Here is an 18,443-nt window from a genome sequence, read left to right on the forward strand (position 1 = left end):
ACAACCTCAATGTGCTTTTATTATGAACTAAAACTTCTAAAAAGTCAAGCACAATAATGAGAATAATTCCTGTTTTTTATTTAATACAATTTACAAGTAACAAAAAGAGGAATACCCCCACAGGGAAGTATTCCTCTCGCATTAGATTTATCAGATGCCATGAGGTTTCACTTCGCTCCACCTCAAGCCTATAAAACCTATTATTTAGTCAGTATTAAGACTATTCCTCAACACGGATCCAGTCGATTGTGTAGTTAGATGTCTTAACCTTGAAATTGTCTCCGTCCTTCTTTGTTCCGCTCTTAACCATAGCACCTGTTGTGTTAACAACATAAGCCTTAGCTCCTGATGGAAGACGTGTTAACTTGTACTCTGTGTAATCCAAGTCACCGTTTGACTTATTGTGTGCCTTACCGCCATCACCATAAGCTGCAAGCGCATCTTCAACAGTGTACTTACCAACTAACTTGCTGTTGCTGTCAAGTACAACAACTTCGATCTTGCTGTCGTTATCAGCTGTAGCAAGCTTTCCACCAATGTAGAACTTGTGATCTGTCAGACCGTTTACTCCGGCACCCTTGTCAGAACCGTTCTTAGCAAACTCGAATGTAAACTTCTCGCCGTCAAACTCAACAGTCTGCTTACCTACCTTCATAGAACCGTCATCACCTGAACCGAAGAAGTATGCCTTAAGCTCACCTGATGTGAACAAGCGGTCATTAGCCTTTACAAATGCATTATAGTTGTTCTCGTTGTCATACTTACCGTCAGAGCTAACCTTCTGAACGATCTTCTTTGAGCTGAAACCTGTTCCAAATGAGTTAGCTTCCATCTGAAGTACAGCGAAGCCTGAAATCATACGACCATAGTTATCGAATGCATACTTCTTACCATTGATTGTCTTGATCTCATTTACTGTAAGCTTTCCGTTACCATCTGAGTAGTACCAGTAATCTGATCCATCCTCATACTTATCCCTCTGGAGATAGTATCCCGGAGTAACCTTGAACCATCCCTTTGTAACTCTAGCACCGTCTTCAGGTGATGAGTAGTATAAGAATGAGTTAGAATATGTAGCAACACCCTGTTTACCGCCATCCTTAACAGGAGTGTTAGATGCTGTAGCCTTTGTATACCAACCTGCGTTCATACGGCCATACTCATCAAAGCCATACTTCTTACCGTTGATTGTCTTACCCTGCTGATCCTTCTCCTTCTTACCTGAAGCCTTGAAGTAGAACCATCTTGTCTGATCCTCCTCCCAGTAGTTGTCACCAGGCTGAAGTTCTGCCGCCTGATCATCTACGATAGCGATCTCTTTCCAGCCCTCAGCCATAGCACCGTCGTTCTGATCACCGAAGTAGTAGTCAGCATCCTGCCAAGCATTCTCATAATGCTGTGTCTCGCCGTCTTTTACCCAACCATACTGCATCTTACCGTCAGCATTGAATGTGTACTTCTTACCATTGATTGTCTTTAATGAAACATCACTTGTAGAAGATTCTGATCTCTTGTAAGCCTTACCGTTAGCTCCGAAATAATACCACCAAACGTTTGGCTCATTCTCATCACCGGCATTCTCATTGTCAACTGCTACCCAACGGTTTGTAACCATAACACCGTTTACATCAACATAGTATGTATCACCATTGTCGTCGATGATTGAGTCAACAGCCATCTCGCCCTTGTCATCAAGATAGTACCAGTAGTCACCTGACTTCTGCCATGTCTCTGTTACTTTCTCTTCGTTTCTGTTATAATATACCCATGTTCCGTTCTCCTGTTGCCAGCCTGTAGCAGCAAATGCTGTCATAGCTCCACCAACTGAAAGAACAGCTGCTGCTGAAATTAATGCAGCAATCTTTGTTTGCTTTCTCATAATGAATGCATCTCCTTTTTGAAATCCTTTTAAAATCTAATGCGTCCCGTAAAGGTTATTCTTAGTTCCTTAATTTCAAGACACTCGTAGTATATAACTTTATTTTATTACTTGCAATATATTTTCCTTTTCTGATTTCTTACAAAAATATTACATCCACAACTTTTTTGCATTAAAAATGTGTACTTAAAAGGCTTAATATGCTAATATGTTCAATATATAAGTTTTTTTATTGTTTTTGAACTTAATATTCTACAAGGAGCTTTTATGAATAAATATGCCTATTTACTCAGGGAAATATATGAAGACAGTACTGTCACACAGAGAGAACTGGCTGATACGATGTCAATATCCCTTGGCAGCATCAATAATCTTATAAAGGATGCCATCTCTTTAAATTACCTATATAAAGACGGAAATAAAATTATATTAACAAAGACCGGACTTGATTATCTTTCTCCATTTAAGGTGGAGCGTGCAATAATCATGGCTGCAGGATTCGGTTCCAGGTTTGTGCCCCTTACCTTTGAAACGCCGAAAGGTCTGCTTGAAGTTTTCGGCGAGAGAATGATTGAAAGGCAGATAAAGCAACTTCATGAAGTGGGTATCTTCGATATTATTATTGTGGTAGGGTATTTAAAAGAGCATTTTGAATATCTTATAGATAAGTATAATGTAAAGCTGGTCTATAATCCCGACTATTCCACTAAAAATAATATATCCACTTTGCACTATGTTTATCGTTATATTAATAATTCAAATGTTTACATACTCTCCTCCGACAACTGGATGAGAGAAAATATGTATCACAGCTATGAACCCTACTCCTGGTATTCCTCCATATATATGGAAGGAAATACAAATGAATGGGCAATTGAATTTAATAAAAAGCGTGAAATAACAGATATAGCAATAGGAGGTACAGATGCCTATGTAATGTATGGACCTGTGTATTTTAGCAAAGATTTTTCATCTGTCTTTATGCCCATACTTGAAAAGGCTTTCTTTACACCGGGCAGTGATGACTGGTATTGGGAAAATGTGCTTATGAATGAAATAAAGAAAAAAAATGCTCTACTGCCTTCTATGCATATAAACCCACAGCCCCCAAATCAAGTATATGAGTTTGAAAATCTTGAGGAACTTCGTGCCTTTGATTCCAAATATAAAGAAAAAAGCGGAAATGTTGCATTGGAACTTATATCAAAGGTTTTTGATATACCTGAAAGCCATATTGTCGGTCTTCGCACATTAAAATCCGGTATGACCAATAAATCCTTCTTATTCGAAGTAGATAAACAAAGCTATATATGCAGAATCCCCGGTAAGGGAACAGATGTACTTATAAACAGGTCAAATGAATATGATTGCTATATGGCGGTTAAAGATTTGCATATTACCGAAAAAATAATTTATTTTGATAAGGAAAGCGGATATAAGATTTCAAAGTTTTATGAAGGCTCAAGAAATGCAGATTCTGAAAACTTTTCTGAAATGTCAAAATGTATGGAACTTTTAAAATCTTTACATCAAAATAATATTAAGGTAAATCATGAGTTTAATATAGCCGAAAGAATAGATTATTATACAAAACTTTGTAATGAAACCGGCGGCATATCATTTGAAGATGTAGAGGATGTACATAAAAATATGCTGGTTTTACTGGACATGCTTGATACTATGAAATCGAAGACCTGTCTATGCCATATAGACAGTGTGGCGGATAATTTTATTATAACTTCCGATAATAAAATCAAACTTATTGACTGGGAATATGCGGGTATGGCGGAACCCGTTATTGATATTTCAATGTGTGCAATTTATTCCTATTATAATAGGGAGAAAGCCGATAAACTTTTGGAGAGCTATCTGAATAGAAAACCTACCTCCGATGAGTATAAAAAGTTGTATGCATATATGGCACTCAGCGGATACCTCTGGGCTCTTTGGACTGTTTATAAGGCTAATGTGGGAGAAGAATTCGGTGAGTACTCATTAAAAATGTACAGATATGCCAAGGACTTTTTTAAAGAGGCAATGAAACTTTAATTTATAAAAAAGAGACTGTTTTCCTAAAGAATAATACAGCCGTTTTTTGTATGTATTATCTTTAAAACTACAGTCTCTTTTATTTTGCTCTATATCGCTTTTATTTTAATCAATAAAATTTATTATCAATCCATGCTTACGCTGATTCCGCCTCTTCTCTCACTTGGCTGAACAAGTACGGTAACAGGCTCATTGCCTGACCATTCAAATGTATATGACTCTCCTGATGCCTGTCCTATAAAAGTCTTCCATGATATATCGGCTCTTATCTGAGGATCTCCTACACCGCTTCTGCTAAACCAGCATATTACAGCATCCGGATCCACTGCAATAGTATCTCTTGTTTTCACATTTGAAACAACCAGCGGGTTTCCGTCTGAAAGCAATGCTACATAGGCATTATTTCCTCTGCCCACCAAAGTGGTGGTTGCAAGTCCCTTCTGTGACAATACACCTATTCCCAGGAATCTTACCGAATAATTACAATCATTTGTAAATGCCAGTATATTCTCAGACTCAACAGAAACGGTTTCACCCTGTTCAAGCTTGTATACCACTACATGCTGTCCATAGTTGGCATAATATGTGGTGGAGTTACCTGTCATATTAACCTTCATAAGAGGTATATTCTCACCTGTAACTCGTCTTACCAATTGACCGAAAAGTGCCTGCCCGATACTGCCTCCCGGTCCAAGCAGCATTTTCTCAAAAGTATAATTTTTTGCTCCTGAGTTCTCTCCCGCTATAAATGCACCCGCCTTTGCAATCAAGGTATCACTTCCCTCACAGGTAACCTTAAGTGTCAACTCATTAATAACTTCAAATGTCAGCATATTTTCCTCCTTTATTCGACCTGTACACCGTAAAATTCGCACAGACCTGCCAAGTCTTTATTTACTCCGTTTCCTATTGCATTAAATTTCCATGCACCATTGTGCAGATATACCTCACCCATCATCATGGAATTTATATTATTATAATACTCCTCTACCAAAAAGGATGCGACCTCTGCATTTGTCACAGGGTCCACTATCTGAATATATGCATCCTTTAGCATACTGAAGTTTAATGCATTTTCCAGTGCATCATTTATAGTCATTACAAAAACTATTTTTTGAACAGCCGGATTTAATTTTGAAGTGTCTATATCAAATACTTCCAATACATTTGCATTCTCTACATTTTTAAACAACACACTTTTTTCCGGACTGCTTTCCTGTCCGTAGAATACAAAATAGTCATCACCTACAACTTTCCCACTGCCTGAAAGCAAAAAAGCCGATACATCCACATCACAGGCGGGATTGTTCACATTCCAGCCAAAGTTTATCTTCATATCCTTTGAAGAGAAGTTTAGCGGCACTTTCTGTCCCTTTGAAACTCTCTTTGTTAAAGCAGGCAATGTGATATGCTTCACATTTACACCTTGCGCACTGCTTTGAGCCTGTCCTGTATTCGGACTTGCTGCAGTTACATGAGCCTGTGCGGTATTTTGTGCAACACTTCCCTTTTTCTTATAATAGGAAGTATTCAAAATATCCACATTATCACTGTTTAAAACAATGCCCTTATTTTGGTTCAAAACTTCTAAATCATTTGCACCAAGGGGCTTTGTTATATTCATCGGATAAATACTCATATTCACCTCACTTTCTTTTAAATAATTTATTTAAATTATATTTTTAACTTAAAATCTTTTACATACCTAACCTACATCAAGTCCTGAGTGGTATGAGTAATTACCTATATTCTTTAAGAGTCTGTGAAAATCCGTATCTTCCAATCTCTCAGGTGATACCTCTGTGTTTAGAAGCTTAAATATCTCCTCACATCTTTCAATACATTTATCAAAAAGCTCAGGAAAGCTTTCTCTTGAATACTTACTCTTATCCCATGGATTTATCCATATATTATGTTCTAAATTAAAGGTTGTTTTACTGTCCGGTATCTGATCGGATAATATCTTTTGTGATACTATTGGTGCTTTCAAAAACAAAGACTCTATTGCATTTATCCTGTCCTTTTTTTTGCCTGTGGGATCTGCCAGAGTTCTTACTCCAAATCTCATTGCAAGCACGGATCTGTGTACCATTGCCGCAGTTACTCTAAAATTATTCTTATATGTGATAGGATAATAGGTCTTATTGATTACCCTTGCAAGAAAATCTGAAACAAATTGTATTTCAAAACCGTTAAGTGCCAATGTGGCAGCCTGATTAAACTCCGAGGTTTTCTTTTTCTTATACTTTTTTAACAATAAGGTGTCTATATCATTTTCAAGCGCCGCATGCAGACCATATATATAGGCACTGTTTTTTCCTCTTTCATGACCGATTCTTGCATATATATATGGATGACAGATATAATCCCCCACATAATGGCATAAAAAACCGGCAATATAGCTTATCGCCTGCTGTTGTTTTTGCTTTGATTCCATAGACTGTATTTCATACAGAGCATTTGTAAAAAAATCATTTACATGGCTTTCATGCATATATGAACCCACATTCCTGTAATCCCTATGCCTAAGTATGGGTATATTATAAAAAACATATCCGGACCTTGAAGTCCCAGCTGATATAACCATCTATACTTGGAAATTATATATTTCAGTACCGAACTCTCCAGCTTGCCATATGCCTTTACACCTAAAATATAATGAGTTGTAAATCCCGGCATTTCCTACTCCTTAATATATTTAAAAACCTCTTCCAAATAAAAATCGGAAAAAAGTCCCTCATAATCATTAAAAACATTTTTACTATTTATATTTAAATCTCTATGTGCAAAGCCGATATTTGCAAATTCTATCATCTTTATATCAAATTCCGTATCTCCGGCTGCAAATATCAAATCTTTATCTTTAGATAATTTATACTCTTTTATAAAGCGTCTTATCATATCCGCCTTATTTAAAGCCTTAGGCAATATATAAAGCTTTTCTTTATTATATAAAATATCTACTAAGCTTATATCAAGCCTTTGAAAAAGCTCTTCTACAACATCCTCTATATTGTCACATTTTGTAAAGATAAATAAATCGTCTATATTTCTGCATTCAAATATTATTCTTTTATCTTTTTTTAAAATATCAAATGCTTTTTTTCTCTCGGATACCGAATCTTTTACTATATCCAGGCTTTTTTTATACCATTCCTCAGATATAATACCGTTTTTTAAAAGTATTCCTCCATTTGCACATAAAACATATTCGGGCAAAATCCCAAGATTTATTCTTTTATACTGGGGATAAGTCCTTGTGGTTATAGGAACTATAAGGAGATGTGCACTAAGTTTACATAAAAGCTCATTAGAATATTTTGACATAAAGCTTATTTCTTCTCCATTATAAATCTCTACATTTATCTTATCCTCTATAAAGGTTTTTCTTGAATAAATCAAGGTATTGTCCAAATCTGTAAATAAAATATCCATAACACCAGTCTAGCACTTTTTTATAAAATAGTCATTTAAAAAAACTTTAAATTAAAAAAACTCCCGACAATTTTAGTCATTGTCGGGATTAAAAAATTATTTTTTCTTAAATACATCTTATTTTATCTAAAATGAAATGTTCTAAAATGCAAAGTGGTCTTTCTATCCTTAACCAACAGCATAAGTATAAGAGCTATTAGTGGTATAATACCCTGTTTAAAAATTATCATATAATCCACACTGTATGCACCGTATATCGAAGCCATTATCATACAAGCCAGTGAAAAGAGTATCATCTCTTTGTTCTTTCTTATAAGCCCTAAAACAATGCCCAAACCTAAAAAGCCGTTATACAGTCCCTGATTTGCCGCCATAGTAACTGTTTGAGTCAGAAATTCTACAGTCATGGCAGGATTTATTTTCATACCTGCCTGCTCCCAAAAAAACATTTCCAAAAGCATTATTACAAAACATTCAATCGCTGCCAATATAGCAAAAATCTTTTTTACCCTTGCCATAATTCCTCCTATATTAAATCCTTACTTCTAACTTTTTTATTCTTTTTATTTTATATATATAAATGTAATGATACCATATGCCGCCAATGCTATTATCATAAATAATGATATAAAGGCGGACATAAAGTTCTCCTCATCCTCACTTTTTATAAGAGACTTTATCTGTAACGGTACCGGAAATCCTGTCGGACACATATAGTATAATAATACTCCCGCCTTAAATATGGTATCCTTCATATATTCCGGGAAGAAAATGAAAAATCCCAGTATAATTATTACACAACCGCATATTCTGACAATCCCCAATTTTAAAAGCGGAATCAATAAAGATTTTTCCATCTTTAACTCATAGCCCAATGTAAAAAGTATTATACCTGTAATAGGCGTTGTAATTGTATTCATTGTGGATGTATATACATTGCCAAGTCCGCTATTTGTAATATAACCCTGAATACCTGTTATATTTGCCATTATTCCAAATATCACCGCCAGCATAAACGGGCTCATTATTATTTTCTTTAACAATACTTTTATATCAGTCTTGCCGGAAAGTTCCCTTGTCACCAGTATCGGAAGAAGTCCGAAATTTATCAAAATTCCCGCCACATCAAAAGTTATTATATTTACCGCATTTGACTGTGCCACCATGCTCATATACAGCGGCAGTGCTACACTGCCTCCCTCACAGGTGAGCAAAAGAAAAGGGGCTATATTTTTATATTTTCCTCCAATCCTTTTTGAAAGCAGCCTTCCCGCTATATATATTATTATCCACATTGCATCCACATATATTATCTGCGGTATAAAGCTCTCCGAAATCTTTGATATTGCCAAAACATGATATACCAGTATCGGAAACAGTATATTAAATATTATCTTTTTGGCACCTTCATTTTGCTCCGGTTTTATCCATGAATATTTCCTTGATAAAAACCCCAGAAACATCATAAAAAATACCGGAAATAATACTTCAATAGCCTTCATTACTACTCCTTCTATCTCACTATTGAATTTTAAAACTTATTAAAACTACAATCTGCTTAATCTGTCAGTCATAAGCGTATAGATATCTATATCTTTATCAAATGTTGTTTTTATAATATTTGATATCTCCTGAGTATATCCCGGAGCAACTATTATTATCGCCCCGAATTTTCTTTTCCTTGCCTCATCAGGTGAAATAATAGGTATATGAGAAGCAGGAGCATATTTCCCCTGTTTAAACGGTGCAGAATCTATTATACAATCCACATAGTCTGCAATACCTGTAGTAGCACATAGGGTAAATCCCTGATGTGACGCTCCCCAGATGGCTATCTTACCTTTTTTTGCATAGCCCTTTACAGTTTCCAAAACTTCATTTGCAATATCATTTTTCTTTGCAATGATACCGCTGATATCAGGAAGCTTTCTTTTTTTTACTATAACCTCTATAGTATCCCTGTTTACTATTCTACTCTCAAGTACATCAAAACCGCATATATTTAAAAGATGAGTCAGGCTTTCAAAGCTGTAGTATGCTATATGATCCGGAATTATCTCATAGAAACTATTCTGCTCCAAAATATATTCAAAGCTTGGAACAGTGATAAGCCCATAGCCCTCCTGTGACAAATTATTGTAAATAGCCTTAAGATAGGTCCTTGGATGAGGTTGATGCTCCAAAAAGTTAAATGACATAAATGCATCAAAAGGACCATGTTTAAATATATGATTCTCAGATTCGGGGAAGTCCTCCTCCACATTTAGTCCGGCATTCCTTGCAATCTCTACAAGCTCCTTTTTATGCTCTGTGCCATAACCTTCTACAAAAAATCCGTCAAGCATACCTAAAAACTCGCCTCTGCCACAGCCTACCTCTATTATCTTTTTACCCTTTAGTGAAGCAAATTCTATAAAATGCTTATACTGGCTTTTTCTAAGGTCTTCCATAGTGGTGGAATAACCTCCCGCTCTTATCACATCTCTGTAATAATAGACTGCATCATTTTTTAATTGTACCAGATTGCAGTCCTCACAGACACATAACACCACCTCTATACCCTTATCCTTTGTAAGTTCTTCCTTTGTGGGTATATCCTGTGCACTTGCAGGCATATTTTCTATTTTCATAAGCTCATGTAATGAGCCTTTACAGCTGATACATTTTTTCAAAATATTCTCCTATATAATTCTTTATTTTATAGCGCACATATCCTTAATGCCGCCCTCAAAACCATAGTCCTCTTTAAAGCCCAACTCCTTAAGCAACTCTATAGACGGCTTTAAAAACGGCGTTCCCTCAGTGGGAGCTTCTCTTTTTTCCACTATGATATTGCTCTTACTTTTTAATATCCTATGCATATCTCTTACATAGTCCATCAGTATTTGATTTTTTTCACCTGCTATATTAAATACATAATTATTTTTCAGCTCTTTTACTGTCAATAAATATATGGCTTTACATAAATCCTTTACATATATATAGTTCCATGATTGCAGACATTCACCTATATATACATCTTTATTCTCCATAAAATTATTTACACAGGACGATACAAGAGAGGTTTCATGATCCCATCTGCCAAATACTGAAAAAATACGCATATGCACATATTCTATATTTAAGCCGTCTCCAAGCTTTTTTAATTCACTCTTTAATTCAAGCTTTGCCCTGCCATATTCCGACTTTGGATTTGTGGGAGAGTTTTCATCCTGATTTTCTATAGTATTTATATCAAAATCTTTTCCGTAAATATTTTCCATATCTTCCAAAGTCTGACCGTATTCAGCCTGAGAGCCTGCAAAAAGCAATCTCTTTGCATTTTTTTTCTTACATAGCTTCATAAGATTTTTGGCAGCAACTATATTTTTAGTTTGAATATCCTTATCCATTCTGCCGGTCTTTCCTATACCTCCCCATGCCAAATGTATACATATATCAAACTCATCCTCCAGCTTTTCTATATCTTTCATATCCAAAACTGTCAGCTTAAATCCTGTGTTTTTTTTATACTTTAAAAGTTCTTCCATTCCTCTGGCATTTTCTCTGACCAAAGCCAGCACTTCTTCATTTTTGGAAAGAAAATATTCTACCAGATGCCTTCCCAAAAATGAAGCTGCTCCTGTAATTAGTATTTTCATAGTTTATTCCGGCATCCTCGGTACTATCATATTTTCATCCATTTCCTCATCTGACAGGAAAGGGGTCAAATCTTCAAGCGGCGGACTTACCATCCTTCCGTCAGGCAATTGTTTACCTGATGATTTAGGCTCAAAGTTTTGCTCCTTGGTTACAAAAGCCTCACAAATTACCGGGGAATCCATCTCAAAAGCCCTTGCCACCGCCTCTTTAAGCTCGGAATTGGTCTTTGCACAAATATAATTTATTCCATATGCTGCCGCAAGTTTGCCCATATCCGGGAAAGAAAGATCACCGCTGTCAGGACCTATTCCAACCGGTACTTCATCACTGAAAAACTTTGTCTGAGTCTGTCTGATACTGTGATATCCTTCATTATTTATAAGGAAAATTTTTATATTCATCTTATGATGGACAATGGTTTGCAACTCCTGCAAATTCATCTGAATACTTCCGTCACCTGTAATAAGTATCAGCTCATTCTCAAATCTTTTTCCGTCAAGGTTTGCCATATATGCACCTATTGCGGCAGGCAAATCATAGCCCATGGAAGCCACGGCTGAGTTTGATATAAATCTTTGTCCCTTCTTTATAATATAGGAATGTCCTCCAACCACACAGGCGGAGCCGTTTCCCACAACTGTTATCTGATTTTCCTTTGCCCTGTCGCCTATTTCCTTTATAAAAGCATATACATTGGCTTTTTTACTGTCATCATTTTCAAGGAATTCTTCCTTACATACAGGATATTTTTTCAGCCAATACTTAACGGTCTGTAACCAGCTCATACCGTTCAGACCTTCTCCTCCATCAAATACCGGTGTTTTTTGAGTCTTTAATAAATCTATAAGCTGCCTCATAAAAATTTTACAATCTGCATGCACAGGTATATCTATATGTACAGTCGGCTTTTTAAGTTCTTCAATATCAATATCATTTATTATCGTAAATGCTTCTCTTGCCCATCCCTGATAGTTAAATCCTACCTGTCTTAGGCTGAGTCTTGAACCTATGGAAAATACCAAATCGGAATTTTGCACTGTAAAGTTTCCGGGTCTGTCACCGAAATTTCCGGGTCTTCCGGAATATAAAGGATGCTCAACCTCCAGACAGTCCTCAGAGTTCCATCCTACCACCACCGGTATATTTAAAAGCTCCAAAAGCTCCAAAAACTCCTCATGTGCATTTCCTATCCTTATACCGTTTCCGGCATTAAATACAGGTCTTTTGGCATTTCTTATTTTTTCTATTATCTCTTTTAAAACTTCATCCGAAACAAGCTTTGGCTTATTTCCTAAATCAAGTCTTGTCCTGTCATCAAGTTCTGTTTTATATGGTGATGATTTTTCCCAACCGTCACCGCCTTCTTCATAGTTTTTAATATCAAAACCTATCAGCTCATCCTCTTCTATAAAGCTTCCCTGTACATCCAAAGGTATATCAAGCCATACAGGTCCCGGTCTGCCGTTATTTGCAAGATATGCGCATTTTTCAAGCAAATATCTTATTCGCATAGGCTCTATAACCATTTCGCTGTATTTACTCATACATTCTATGGACTTACATATATCAAACTCCTGATCTCCCATAGCCCTGATACCCACACCTGAATATCTGGCGGTCCAATCATATCTTACCTGCCCTGAGAGTACAAACATAGGTATGGAATCAAGCCATGCACCGAGTACACCGGTAATTGCATTTGTTCCTCCGGGACCTGTGGTCACACAGAGCACCGCCATTTTATTATTTATTCTGGCATAAGCCTCAGCCGCCATTGCACAGGCTTGTTCATGGTGATTATATGTGATTGTAAGTCCTTCTTGATGTCCAAGACCATTATTAAGATGCATAGCGCCGCCTCCGGTCACACTGAATCCATGGCTGACACCAAGCTCCACAAGTCTTTTTGCTATATACTTGCTTAATTTGATTTTCATAGTATTCTCCCTATTTAAGTAAATATATGTTTTTTTAAGTAAAATCCGCATTCACGACCGAAATATTTACAAAACATCAACATATTAATTATACCATAAGATTTATAAGTATTATACTGTTTTACATTTCTGTTTTACTTACAGCTTTTATAATATTAAATTCCCTATTATAAAAAATGAGACAGATTTTTAAGTCTGTCCCATCTTTCTAAGTAAGAAGGTATATTCTTCTTCACTTATAATAATTCTATTTTAAACTGAATACGGATTTTTTTAGAAGTTTATTGCTTTGCGGCACTCTCATCCCAGATTCCGTCGGCTTTTAGAAGATATCCGTCAGGTGTTCTCTGATTCTTTAGCATCTTTCCCTGAGCACCGTCTGAAGCTGTATTAAAATAATACCATTTTCTGTCAATCTGATGCCATCCTGTTCTCATAGCTCCTCTGGTTCCGTCAGATATAGGATTCATATAATACCATTCTCCGCTTCCGTCTTCCAGCCATCCTTCACGCATAGCACCTGATGAGTCCATAAAATACCACTTATCGTCAACATTTGCCCATCCTGTCACCATATCTCCTTTTTCATTAAAGAGATACCATTTATCTGATAGAAATGCCCATGCGGATTTTGCCTGTGTTCCGTCTACATCAAGCTGCCATATATTTCCTACCTGCTTCCAGCTGCCTCTATCATATCTTTTTCCATTGGTCTGTACATAGGAATAACTGCCTGAAGATGCATTACTGCTTCTAAGTTTTTTACTTTTATTGCGATTACTCGACTCTCCCGAACCACTGCCGCCCGATCTGCCGGAACTTCTTCCTGATCTCCTTGAATTTCTGCTGTCCTGATCTGATGTGGAAGGTGTTACAATATCACTCTGTCTTGCCCCTGACGGTGTTGCAATCCCGGTATTTCCGCTTCCGGCGTTTCCTGCTCCGGCATTTCCTGCTCCGGTATTTCCGCCTCCGGCATTTCCCGCTCCGATATTTCCCGCTCCGGCATTTCCACCTCCGATATTTCCGCCTCCGGCATTTCTCGCTCCGATATTTCCTCCTCCGGTATTTCCACCTCCGGCATTTCCGCCTCCGGTATTTCCCGCTCCGGCGCTTCCGGCTCCGCCTGTGGAACTTCCCGCCTGTACCTGTAATGTAAATTTCTCCGTATAAGCCCTTGCTCCGGAGTCAATTGCCTGCACATTTAAGCTGATGCTTGACTCCAAAGAGGCATCCACACTCACTCCGTCTTTGAGCTTCAACTTTCCTTCAGAATTTACCTCAAATCGTGAATCACTTACATTATAGGTATGTGTATCACCTACATTAAGATCAAGAGTTGTAAGTTTACCTACAATTTCTCCCGGTCTTCCTGCTATCAGAATATTATTATCAATTGTGATTTTTTTAGGAGGCTGATTCTTCGGTCTTGTAACTTCCACTGTAAAAGCTTTTGTGTAAGAAGCGCCCAGTACATCTGTCGCCGTTACATTAAGAGTTATATTAGTTGCAGAGCCGAATGGTATATAATTATCACCTTTTAAGCGCAACAGATTATCATATACTATCTCAAATCGCTCATCATCCACGGTATAAGTATGTACATCTCCGGCATCGGGATCTGTTGTATTTAAAAGACCTACTTCTGCCAGATATTCATCACTGTAGATAAAAAGAGGATTAAGTGTGATATCGGTCGGCGCATGATTTGCATAGTTTACCGGCAGTGTTGGAGGACTTATAGCATCTTCCGCATTTCCTGCTTTATCAGTATACTGAACACGCACTGTGATCTCTTTTCCCGTATCGGCGGCTGTCGGTATATAGCTTGACTGTGTAGCACCGGCAATTGCCGTTCCGTCAGCATACCACTGATAAGAAGAAATTGCTGTAGCCGGAACCCATACCACATTGTGGACATGAAGATCTCCGTAATCACCGTCATATACCTTGGCTTTAAGTGTCTGTCCTGCATGCGCAATACCTCTAATATATACAGCTGCCTTAAAGGTATTATTTTGAACCACATTGCTGCTCTCTCCTGTAGTATCAACTACATTACCTCCGTAGATGGTATTGCCTCTGACTATTACATTTCTTGTCGGATGGCGTCCGTCATTACGAAGCCTGATGCCCCAATGCGTATCATTTTCTGTGATACTTTGATCATGATAGATAGTATTTCCGGTAACTTCGCCGCTTTGTATACCTACCAGATTTATAGCGGTTTTATTACCGCGTACTATATTGTCTGCAAAGATAATATTTTCCGCAACACTGTTGGAATATTGATTGCTTACTACAAAACCGGTACTGCTTCCTTCAAATAAACAATTTCGTATTTCAACACCGCTTACAATCGGATGATCTCCCTCAGGCTCTATATCAATTCCGGATTTTGGGGGAGTTCCGTCAGATCTTTTAAACTCGGATTCCAGTATTTTTACATTATGTCCGCCTACAATAGACATTCCCTGACGGCGGTTATGATCACAGATAACTCTGTAAAGAGTAATATTTCTACTGTCCTCTCCTAAAAATACACCATCTCCCCAAAATTCACCTGCATAGAGATCCTCAATAACTACATTGGTCGCATCTGTAATACGAACGCCATATCCGGTCTGTCCCAGGTTTCCGATATGAGTATCACGATCTCCTATAAGTTTACCACCCATGATATGTACATTATCCACATGAGTGATACTGAATATCTGATAGGATCTCTCCCCGTTTGGAATCGCCCTAAGTACCGCACCATTCGCCATTCGCACTATAATATTGCTTTTTAATACAAGTCCTGCTCTCTCATAGCTATGCCCTGTCTGATGCAGAGTATTGATCATATAGTTACCGGCAGGAATATCCACTATTCCTCCGCCTGCCGCAGAAACCGCATCAATGGCTCTTTGTATCGCCGCAGTATCATCACTCACACCATCAGCCACTGCACCATAGGCCGCATCCCGGACATTTGCCACAAATCCTGTCACGGGATCCGGAACATAAACACCTGTGGATGCCTCCGCTCTCTGTGAAAAAACACCCATAAAGCAAACCAGCATCGGTATAAAGCGTACGAACCATTTTTTCTTCAATTCCATACCTCCTTTTGGTATTGATAATAGACATTTGAGGAAGGCTCTTTTTTCACGATGTCAGGAGCCCTCCTCCTTTGTCTGAAAATAAGCAGACAAAAAAAGAATGTAAAGACTTTATGCTAAAAGAATACTACCTTTATATAAATGAGTCAAGACGGGAGTACTTTTACATTTACCATATATTTTCATATTTCCCCTATATATATTTTTTTTATAATATCGGAATCTCTTTCTTTTTTCTTACCCGTCTTCCGTCGAAGTACTATGAAAGTTCCGACGTTTTAAATTTCTAATAAACTATTTGATTTTGTGCAATTCTTTTAAAGCCTTTATTTTAAAGGCTTTTCTGACATAAAAAATATTTGAAAAAATTTGAAAAAATTTTTAGAGTATGTTATAATCATAGTACTTCATAGTACTTTGCTTTTAGAGGTGTTTATGGCTTATTTTTTGAGAAAAGAAAAGAAGAAAAAAGGTACTTATCTTCAGATGTATGAATCATTTTGGGATAAGAATAAAAAGCAACCAGGAACAAAAAATGTAAAATCTTTTGGTTATGTTGAGGATTTGATTTCAGGTGAGATTCCGGATCCTGTTAAATTTTACAGTGACTATGTAAAAGAGCAAAACGAGAATAGAACAAAAGTTCTTTCTGAAGAATCCCGTCCTCGTGCATTTTCCACCCCTGTTGAACTTAATATAGGACACTTCTTGCTCTACTCATTAATTGATGAGCTTGATGTTAAAGAAACTATTGATATAATTGCTTCTCAAATGCGTTTTCAGTTCTCTGTATTTGACTTAATTACTCAACTTATTTATGCAAGGGTTATATCACCATGCTCTAAGTCAAAGACAGCCTCTCATGTCTTTCCATTCCTTTATGGCAGCTCAACAATCTCTGAAGACCAAGTATATGACGGTTGTTCTTTCATAGGAGAGTCTTATAAAAAGTACATTGATTTATTTAATCACTCTTATGAAAGCTATTCTAAAAGGGATCTAAGCAATGTATTTTTTGATTGCACTAATTATTACTTTGAAATTGATATCCCTAGTGATGACAAGCAAAAGGGACCTTCAAAAGAGAATAGGCACTCCCCGATAATAGGGCAAGCTTTACTTTTAGATGCTAATCTCGTACCTGTCTCCATGCAAATGTATCCAGGAAATGAATCGGAAAAGCCATATATTAGAAAAGTTATTGAAGAAATGAAGCAACGACACAACGTATCAGGCAAGACGATTCAGGTGGCTGATAAAGGACTTAATTGTGCACGAAATATTTATGCTGCAGTTAAAGAAGCTAATGATGGCTATATATTTTCAAAATCAATACATGGTAAGAATCTAAGTGAAAAGGAAAAGAAATGGGTTCTACTTGAGAATGATACAAATGTCTTTTCTAATTACACTGATGAAAGAGATAATATATCTTTTCGTCTTAAATCCTGTATTGACAGCTTTGATTACAGTTTTAAAGAGATTGATCCGGAAACAGGAAAAGAGAGTGTTACAAGGTTCTCTATAAAAGAAAAGCGTATCGTCTCTTATAATCCTAACCTTGCAAAGAAACAAAAGCTTGAAATAATGAAAATGGTCGATAAAGCTTCAAAGTTTTCTACATACAAAAATATCGCTAAAGATGAACTTGGAGATTGTGCTAAATATGTAGACATCATAACGAAAGATAGTGCAGGCAAGAAAATAAAGCCTATAATAGATTTAAATAAATCTAAGATTGATGAAGATCTTAAATATGCAGGATATAATCTTTTAGTGACATCCGAGATAGATATGGAGCCATTACAGGTATATAAAACATACCATAGCCTATGGAAAATCGAGGAATCTTTTAGACTTACAAAATCATACCTGGATGCCAGGCCTGTTTATTTACAGAAAAAAGAAACAATCTATGGGCATTTTTTGATATGCTACCTTAGCTTGTTTCTTTTAAGAGTATTAGAAATCAAGTGCTTCAAAAATAAAATAAACTCTTATGACTTGATTAACTTTATGCGTGATTTTAGGGTGGTAAATAAAGGTGATAATACATATATCAATATATCAAGAGACCAGGCCGTTAACGAAAAGGTTAAAAAATTGGTTGGCTTTAGTAACCTTGATGCCCTCTATTTAACCAAAGCTGAAGTCGACAATTTCTTTCAAAACTGCATGCTCTTGGATACCTAGAGTACTAGGTTTTGAGAGAAACGACGGAAGTCAGGTACTACCTTTATATAAATGAGTCAAGACGGGAGTACTTTTACATTTACCATATATTTTCATATTTCCCCTATATCTATATATTTTATAATATCGGAATCTCTTTCTTTTTTCTTACGGTTTCTTACCATTATATTTATTCCCTTTTCAATCGGAAAAATGCTGTTATAA

Annotated in this window: 12 protein-coding genes and 1 pseudogene; 2 read left to right on the forward strand and 11 right to left on the reverse strand. The window is 36.7% G+C overall.

Annotation, left to right across the window (positions count from 1 at the left end):
* Positions 1-220 precede the first annotated feature (220 nt).
* The gene (locus J4O15_RS03610; protein WP_009219633.1) at positions 221-1,879 is read right to left on the reverse strand and encodes a cell wall-binding protein; all 1,659 of its coding nucleotides are present in this window, start codon (positions 1,877-1,879) and stop codon (positions 221-223) included.
* A 267-nt stretch (positions 1,880-2,146) separates the two neighbouring features.
* Between J4O15_RS03610 and J4O15_RS03615 the strand changes: the two genes are divergently transcribed.
* Positions 2,147-3,928 carry a sugar phosphate nucleotidyltransferase gene (locus J4O15_RS03615; protein ID WP_208099727.1) on the forward strand — a complete coding sequence of 594 codons (1,782 nt, stop codon included), beginning with the start codon at positions 2,147-2,149 and terminating at the stop codon, positions 3,926-3,928.
* 125 nt (positions 3,929-4,053) lie between these two features.
* Here J4O15_RS03615 and J4O15_RS03620 read toward each other — a convergent pair whose 3' ends face one another.
* The 10 genes and pseudogenes from J4O15_RS03620 to J4O15_RS03665 form a co-directional block, all read right to left on the reverse strand.
* Complete coding sequence (locus tag J4O15_RS03620; RefSeq protein WP_208099728.1) at positions 4,054-4,761, reverse strand: AIM24 family protein; 708 nt, start codon at positions 4,759-4,761, stop codon at positions 4,054-4,056.
* Positions 4,762-4,772: 11 nt separating this feature from the next.
* Positions 4,773-5,567, reverse strand: a complete 795-nt coding sequence (locus J4O15_RS03625; RefSeq protein ID WP_208099729.1) for a TerD family protein — start codon at positions 5,565-5,567, stop codon at positions 4,773-4,775.
* Positions 5,568-5,633: 66 nt separating this feature from the next.
* Positions 5,634-6,607 (reverse strand): annotated as a pseudogene (locus tag J4O15_RS03630) (zinc dependent phospholipase C family protein).
* 3 nt (positions 6,608-6,610) lie between these two features.
* Complete coding sequence (locus J4O15_RS03635; RefSeq protein ID WP_208099730.1) at positions 6,611-7,363, reverse strand: HAD family hydrolase; 753 nt, start codon at positions 7,361-7,363, stop codon at positions 6,611-6,613.
* Positions 7,364-7,485: 122 nt separating this feature from the next.
* Positions 7,486-7,881: a DUF1304 domain-containing protein gene (locus J4O15_RS03640; RefSeq protein WP_208099731.1), complete on the reverse strand. Its 396-nt coding sequence runs from the start codon at positions 7,879-7,881 to the stop codon at positions 7,486-7,488.
* A gap of 45 nt (positions 7,882-7,926) precedes the next feature.
* Entirely contained in the window at positions 7,927-8,865 is a 939-nt protein-coding gene (locus J4O15_RS03645) for a transporter (protein ID WP_208099732.1), read from the reverse strand.
* 45 nt (positions 8,866-8,910) lie between these two features.
* Positions 8,911-10,035, reverse strand: coding sequence for a class I SAM-dependent methyltransferase (locus tag J4O15_RS03650; RefSeq protein ID WP_208099733.1), 1,125 nt, complete (start codon positions 10,033-10,035; stop codon positions 8,911-8,913).
* A 21-nt stretch (positions 10,036-10,056) separates the two neighbouring features.
* The gene (locus J4O15_RS03655; RefSeq protein ID WP_208099734.1) at positions 10,057-11,004 is read right to left on the reverse strand and encodes an NAD-dependent epimerase/dehydratase family protein; all 948 of its coding nucleotides are present in this window, start codon (positions 11,002-11,004) and stop codon (positions 10,057-10,059) included.
* Positions 11,005-11,007: 3 nt separating this feature from the next.
* Positions 11,008-12,942 carry a thiamine pyrophosphate-binding protein gene (locus J4O15_RS03660; RefSeq protein WP_208099735.1) on the reverse strand — a complete coding sequence of 645 codons (1,935 nt, stop codon included), beginning with the start codon at positions 12,940-12,942 and terminating at the stop codon, positions 11,008-11,010.
* 281 nt (positions 12,943-13,223) lie between these two features.
* The gene (locus J4O15_RS03665; protein ID WP_208099736.1) at positions 13,224-16,046 is read right to left on the reverse strand and encodes a glycosyl hydrolase family 28-related protein; all 2,823 of its coding nucleotides are present in this window, start codon (positions 16,044-16,046) and stop codon (positions 13,224-13,226) included.
* Positions 16,047-16,481: 435 nt separating this feature from the next.
* On the opposite strand from J4O15_RS03665, the gene J4O15_RS03670 reads away from it, so the two are divergent.
* Positions 16,482-18,239, forward strand: a complete 1,758-nt coding sequence (locus tag J4O15_RS03670) for an IS1634 family transposase (RefSeq protein WP_208099737.1) — start codon at positions 16,482-16,484, stop codon at positions 18,237-18,239.
* Positions 18,240-18,443 lie beyond the last annotated feature (204 nt).

Origin of the sequence: Lachnoanaerobaculum sp. Marseille-Q4761 (assembly GCF_017565785.1) — a bacterium.
GTDB lineage: Bacteria > Bacillota > Clostridia > Lachnospirales > Lachnospiraceae > Lachnoanaerobaculum.

Bases quoted from the DNA above. Each gene is read 5' to 3' on its own strand.
- J4O15_RS03610 (WP_009219633.1), bottom strand. From the start codon at position 1,879: ATGAGAAAGCAAACAAAGATTGCTGCATTAATTTCAGCAGCAGCTGTT.
- J4O15_RS03615 (WP_208099727.1), top strand. From the start codon at position 2,147: ATGAATAAATATGCCTATTTACTCAGGGAAATATATGAAGACAGTACT.
- J4O15_RS03620 (WP_208099728.1), bottom strand. From the start codon at position 4,761: ATGCTGACATTTGAAGTTATTAATGAGTTGACACTTAAGGTTACCTGT.
- J4O15_RS03625 (WP_208099729.1), bottom strand. From the start codon at position 5,567: ATGAGTATTTATCCGATGAATATAACAAAGCCCCTTGGTGCAAATGAT.
- J4O15_RS03635 (WP_208099730.1), bottom strand. From the start codon at position 7,363: ATGGATATTTTATTTACAGATTTGGACAATACCTTGATTTATTCAAGA.
- J4O15_RS03640 (WP_208099731.1), bottom strand. From the start codon at position 7,881: ATGGCAAGGGTAAAAAAGATTTTTGCTATATTGGCAGCGATTGAATGT.
- J4O15_RS03645 (WP_208099732.1), bottom strand. From the start codon at position 8,865: ATGAAGGCTATTGAAGTATTATTTCCGGTATTTTTTATGATGTTTCTG.
- J4O15_RS03655 (WP_208099734.1), bottom strand. From the start codon at position 11,004: ATGAAAATACTAATTACAGGAGCAGCTTCATTTTTGGGAAGGCATCTG.
- J4O15_RS03660 (WP_208099735.1), bottom strand. From the start codon at position 12,942: ATGAAAATCAAATTAAGCAAGTATATAGCAAAAAGACTTGTGGAGCTT.
- J4O15_RS03665 (WP_208099736.1), bottom strand. From the start codon at position 16,046: ATGGAATTGAAGAAAAAATGGTTCGTACGCTTTATACCGATGCTGGTT.
- J4O15_RS03670 (WP_208099737.1), top strand. From the start codon at position 16,482: ATGGCTTATTTTTTGAGAAAAGAAAAGAAGAAAAAAGGTACTTATCTT.